This is a genomic window from Rhodopseudomonas parapalustris (genome assembly GCF_053772255.1).
Window position 1 is genome coordinate 1 of record NZ_JAMKBZ010000059.1, and the last position, 5,147, is coordinate 5,147.

General features: G+C 61.0%; 6 protein-coding genes. 5 read left to right on the plus strand and 1 reads right to left on the minus strand.

What is annotated here, in order from left to right; genetic code table 11:
* Window positions 1–45: 45 nt before the first annotated feature.
* A complete protein-coding gene (locus tag M9H71_RS24890; RefSeq protein WP_455407539.1) occupies window positions 46–1,668 on the minus strand; it encodes a diguanylate cyclase domain-containing protein in 1,623 nt (540 codons plus the stop codon).
* A gap of 518 nt (window positions 1,669–2,186) precedes the next feature.
* Between M9H71_RS24890 and M9H71_RS24895 the strand changes: the two genes are divergently transcribed.
* The 5 genes from M9H71_RS24895 to M9H71_RS24915 all read left to right on the plus strand — a co-directional run bounded on the left by M9H71_RS24895 (window position 2,187) and on the right by M9H71_RS24915 (window position 5,034).
* Complete coding sequence (locus tag M9H71_RS24895; protein ID WP_455407540.1) at window positions 2,187–2,429, plus strand: helix-turn-helix transcriptional regulator; 243 nt, start codon at window positions 2,187–2,189, stop codon at window positions 2,427–2,429.
* Window positions 2,416–2,631 carry a hypothetical protein gene (locus M9H71_RS24900; protein WP_455407541.1) on the plus strand — a complete coding sequence of 72 codons (216 nt, stop codon included), beginning with the start codon at window positions 2,416–2,418 and terminating at the stop codon, window positions 2,629–2,631. The genes M9H71_RS24895 and M9H71_RS24900 overlap by 14 nt, the downstream gene beginning before the upstream one ends.
* A gap of 62 nt (window positions 2,632–2,693) precedes the next feature.
* A complete protein-coding gene (locus M9H71_RS24905; RefSeq protein WP_455407542.1) occupies window positions 2,694–2,978 on the plus strand; it encodes a toxin-antitoxin system TumE family protein in 285 nt (94 codons plus the stop codon).
* Window positions 2,975–3,316, plus strand: a complete 342-nt coding sequence (locus M9H71_RS24910) for an HVO_A0114 family putative DNA-binding protein (RefSeq protein ID WP_455407543.1) — start codon at window positions 2,975–2,977, stop codon at window positions 3,314–3,316. The genes M9H71_RS24905 and M9H71_RS24910 overlap by 4 nt, the downstream gene beginning before the upstream one ends.
* A gap of 38 nt (window positions 3,317–3,354) precedes the next feature.
* On the plus strand, window positions 3,355–5,034 hold the full coding sequence (locus tag M9H71_RS24915) for a recombinase family protein (RefSeq protein ID WP_455407544.1): 1,680 nt from the start codon (window positions 3,355–3,357) through the stop codon (window positions 5,032–5,034).
* The last annotated feature ends 113 nt before the right edge of the window (window positions 5,035–5,147 follow it).

The following is a 5,147-nucleotide window of genomic DNA, read 5'->3' on the forward strand; positions in this document are numbered from 1 at the left end:
GGATCAAAGGGAATCACGACCCAAGGTGCGCCGCCAGTGACTTCTTCAACAGCCTGCTAGGTCATTTTCAAGGAGACGGCGCTGCGCTGCTTCCTCAATCATGCCTTCGCGATAGATTTCCGCACGGCCGCGCCCGGCATTCTTGGCCTCGTACAGCGCTAGATCAGCCATCCGTTGGACGTATTCGGGATCATCCCCCTGGTCCGCCATCGCCACACCAATGCTCAGCCCGACCGTGATCTCGTGTCCATCGATCTGAAACGGACGAGCGAACGAAGCAATCATACGCTCGGCCAGAGCTTCGGCCTTGCCTTGCGTCAGCTTGCCAATCATAGCGATTTCGTCACCGCCGAGGCGAAACAACATATCGGACGGACAGCAATCGTCGCGCAGCCGTCTCGCGGCCTCGACCAAGAGTTTATCGCCAACTGCATGACCGAGCGTGTCGTTGACAGCCTTGAAGCGGTCGAGATCGAGCATCAGCATAGCGAAGGAGCCGCTCTTCGACAGCGTCGTAATCTGTTCGGAGAAACTGCGTCGATTAGGCAATCCGGTCAGAACGTCGTGCTGCGCGAGGTGAACAACCTGAGCCTGAGCTTGCATCGTCAACGTAATATCCGCCATGACGCCGCGATAGCCGATAGCCGCGCCTGCTTCGTCCATAATCGAGCGCCCTGAAATCGACCACCATCGTGGCGTGCCGTCGACCGCGCCCGGCACGACGAGGTCGCGGAATGAACGGCCATTGTCGAGATGGTCGGCGAGCGCGACAAGCGCCTCGGAGTTTCCCGGGACATCGCAGACCTTGAGCAATTCCCCGAGCTTACGCTGTTCGAGCGCAGAAGGTGTACATGAGAACACCTCGGCAAATCGCAACGAAGGATTGATGATCTTTTCCTGGGCATCGATCTGCCACAACCAGTCGCTTGACTGATCTTCATGTTCCTTGAGCAACAGGCCGATGACGTCGGCTTGTTGCTTGAGGCTTGCCCCTTGTTCGGCTAGCTCCAGTTGCTGGCGCAGGCCGCGCTCGAAATTTCTCGCATAGCGATGGACATTGTCGATAGCTATCAGCACCGTGACGACAAAAAGCAGTGTGAGGCTGAGCCGATCCCAACTGGGGCCGGCCATGGTGAGACAAACCAGCCAGATCGGGATGTTCATTGCCGTGTAGCTAGCCGCCGAAGAAAATGTAGATGCCTGCACCAGCGCACCGCCCCACATGGAGCTGACGATCAGCATGATCATGATCGCGCTGACGAAACCATCGCTGTTGAGCGCGATCCAGGCGGGTCCGATTGCCATCGTGGCCGACACAAGACCGGTGAGGACCATCAACAACTTTTCGGCGCGGATATCGAGGGACCGAACCGGACCGAGTGCCGTGCGCAGCGCCAAAACAATCCTCGCTGAGCAGACCGCGAAGACGACCGGACCCCAGAGGTTCAGAACCCCCGACCACTGATCGTATGCAGCGAAGATGGCGACGCCGGCAGCCAAAAGGTAGCCGCCGAGCGACTTCCAGACGTTTGACTCCATTGCATGAATCTGGCTACCGCGAATTTTCGCGTCTACTTCGGTCCCGTCCCGTTTCATATTGCCCGGCCCTCCCACAGACCGGGCGATATACCTCAACAATTTTAAAGAATCGCTGAATCGCAGCCGCACGTTAACTTCCTGGAGGCCAGGCCACCGTTGTGAGTAACCCGGAACCTGCGACAACTATAAACTGTCGCGCCATCGCTGGCGCGGTAATCGTGCAGCGCTTAAGCGGCCGTTTCCGCCAGATTATCATCATTCCTCTGTTTATCGCGATGAAGCGTCATCTCGATGACGGGCTGATGAGGCTTGTATGCCTCCCGTTTTAATCGCTTCGTGCCAATCGCTACCGGCAACTCGCATCGCACTTTAGCCAGGTCACAGCCTTGGCCGCGAACTTGCCTTCCATCACGGCATCGACCTCGGTCGAGGACGAGGCATCGGACTCTGATTTGGTGCATGTCATTGTCCGAGAGTCGCTGCGCGCACTTTCTGGTAGCGTGAATCGATTCCGCCGATTGCAAGTATTATCCGCCATTTCTACGCCATAGTACGACGACGCGAAAATTACGCTTGCGCGCGCGTAACGGTCGGCCCTCTCTGGTCTCAACAGCAGTCATAAACAGTCAGCAGGAGGCCGCGTAACCATGCGAGAGCCAGATCGTATCGTCCGGATGAAGACCGTCCTTGCCCGCACCAGCCTGTCCAAGTCCACCATCTATCGCAAGATCGGTAAAGGCACGTTTCCGGCGCAACTCAAGATCAGCACCAACGGCTCGGGCTGGCATGAATCCGAAATCAATCGCTGGGTCGCCAATCCTGCCGGCTGGCGCGCTGCCAATGACAACGAAGATCCCGGCGGAAAGGTGGGCAACCATGACGCCGACTGACCCGCCTGATGGAGAGGGGCATCCCGTCGCAGCCAACGATAACGGCGGCGTGGACGGCCCCGATCCCGAGGCGCTGCGCAAGGTCGATGATGTCGCCCTCAAGCTTGCGCGCATCATCGGCCGCCGCATGGCGCGCGAGGACTTTGCCGTACGCACCGCCGCCAATGACAACACCCCGAAATCCGGCGACGAGCCGGACTAGGAGGCCAAGGAAGAATGATGGAATCATTGACAACAATGGTATTTGTTGTCATATAGGCCAACATGAAGGCGAAGCCGCTGCTCAACGAACGTCATCAGCTTGGCCCGGAGGCGTTCGTCGAGCTTCGGGTCTGGCGGGTGCCAAAGTCCGTGCGGGGGTCGGTACACGATCTTAAATACGCCTTGGCCTATGTCGTCGGCGGCGTCTGCGTGCTGCGTTATGATAACGAGGCCGGCAAGGGCGATCACCGGCATCTCGGCACAACCGAGACAGCTTACGTCTTCACGACGCCGGAAAAGCTTCTGGCGGATTTCTGGAAGGACGTGGACAAATGGAGGCCCGAATGAACACCGTGACGCTCTCTGTCGCCAACCGTGACGACGTGACCGGCCGCGCGCTTGCAGCCTTCAAGGGCAAGGTGCAGGGCTCGCACTTCAGTTTCGCCACTCCCGATCTGCTATGGCAGACGCTGACCCGCAAACGCTGGGACTTGATCCAGGCCATGACGGGGCAAGGCCCCATGACCATCCGCGAGGCTGCGCGTCGTGTGGAGCGCGATGTGAAAGCCGTCCACAGCGATGTGCAGGCGCTTCTCAAAGCTGGCGTGCTCCACCGTGACGGGCGCAATATCGTCTTTCCTTATGATGCCGTGCATGTGGACTTCATGCTGATCAAAGCCGCCTGACGGCGGACTGTTGCACAATGGTCCGAGGGAGGTTTTCCATGACTGACCGCGTCGCTCTCTACGCCCGTTATTCGTCCGACAACCAGCGTGACGCCTCGATTGAGGATCAGTTACGCCAGTGCCGCGAGCGTGCCACCCGCGAGGGCTGGACCATCGTGGAGAGCTATTCCGACCGGGCCATATCGGGTGCTTCGCTCATCCGCTCGGGCATCCAGTCCTTGCTGGCCGATGCGCAGGCCGGGCACTTCGACATGGTGTTGTCCGAGGCGCTGGACCGCATCAGTCGCGATCAGGAGGACGTGGCCGGCGTCTTCAAGCGCCTGCGCTTCGCGGGCGTGACCATCGTCACCTTGTCCGAGGGCGAGATCAACGAGCTTCATGTCGGCCTGAAAGGCACCATGAACGCCCTGTTCCTGAAAGACCTCGCCCTCAAGACCCATCGCGGCATCAGGGGCCGTGTCGAGGCCGGCAAAATCGGCGGCGGCAATGCCTATGGCTACCGCGTCGTCCACCAGCTCGACGCGCGCGGCGAACCGATCCGGGGCGAGCGCGAGATCGTCGCGGAACAGGCCGAAATCATCCGGCGCATTTTTCGCGAGTATGTCGCCGGCAAGGGGCCGCAGAAGATCGCTGCCGACTTGAACCGCGACGGCATCCCGAGCCCCACCGGCAAGCGCTGGAACGACACCACCATCCGGGGCAACCGCGTCATCAGTTCGGGCATCCTCAATTGCGAACTTTACGTCGGCATCATCCGCTGGAACCGGCAACGAAAACTCAAGAACCCCGACACCGGCCACTTCACCTATCGGCTCAACCCCGAAAGCGAATGGATACGCGCCGAGGCTCCCGAACTTCGCATCGTGCCGCAGGAACTATGGGACGCGACCAAGACGCGGCAGGACGAATTGACGGCACTCTACAAGAACCGGACCGAGGCGTCGCGCGAGGGCATCAAGCGCAGCCTCGCCCGAAACGGCAGCCTCAACGCCACGCATCGCCCGCGCACTCTTTTGTCCGGCCTGTTGTTCTGCGGCTGCTGCGACGGCTCCTACGCCCGGCGCGGGCAGGACCGCTATGCCTGCACCAACCATATCCTTGGCAATGGCTGCGACAACGCCCGCACCATTGCCCGCGAGGCGCTGGAAGCCCGTGTGCTGACCGGCCTGCGCGAGCGCATGATGACGCCGGATATGGCCACCGAGGCGGTGCGCGCCTACGCCCAGGAAACCAATCGCCTCAACCGCGAGCGCCGCAATGCCGCCGACGCCACCCGCCGCGAGCTTGCCGAGATCGCAAAAGCCATCGCCGAGATCGTGCGTGTCATCGAGCAAGGCGGCTGGCACCGCGCCCTGTCGGAGCGGTTGACCGAGTTGGAAGCCCGACAGGACAGTCTCGCCGCCCGCATGTCCGACGCGCCGCAGGACACGCCCGACATCCATCCCGGCATCGCGGAAACCTACCGGCGCAGGATCGAGCGCCTGACCGATGCTCTCTCCCATCCTGACGACGCGGCGGAAGCCGCCGAGGCCATCCGCGAAATCATCGACCGCATCGTCATCACCCCTGGCCAAACGCGCCGCGACCTTTCCGTCACCCTGCAAGGTGAGCTTGGCACCATCCTCGACTGGATCGACCGCACCGGAAAACCGGGTTACAAACCCACGCCCGACACCGCATCAACCCGATTGTCGGCATCGGTCAAAGCTTGGGCTTGACCCGCGCATCCATCTCCCGAACGATGGATCGCCGGATCAAGTCCGGCGATGACGTGACGTGTGTGGCGAGCGCCCGACGCCAGAATTCTCGACGAGCGCCCACGACCAAAGCG

Coding starts and splice junctions, on each gene's coding strand:
- M9H71_RS24915 (WP_455407544.1), top strand. CDS start 3,355: ATGACTGACCGCGTCGCTCTCTACGCCCGTTATTCGTCCGACAACCAG.
- M9H71_RS24900 (WP_455407541.1), top strand. CDS start 2,416: ATGACGCCGACTGACCCGCCTGATGGAGAGGGGCATCCCGTCGCAGCC.
- M9H71_RS24910 (WP_455407543.1), top strand. CDS start 2,975: ATGAACACCGTGACGCTCTCTGTCGCCAACCGTGACGACGTGACCGGC.
- M9H71_RS24895 (WP_455407540.1), top strand. CDS start 2,187: ATGCGAGAGCCAGATCGTATCGTCCGGATGAAGACCGTCCTTGCCCGC.
- M9H71_RS24905 (WP_455407542.1), top strand. CDS start 2,694: ATGAAGGCGAAGCCGCTGCTCAACGAACGTCATCAGCTTGGCCCGGAG.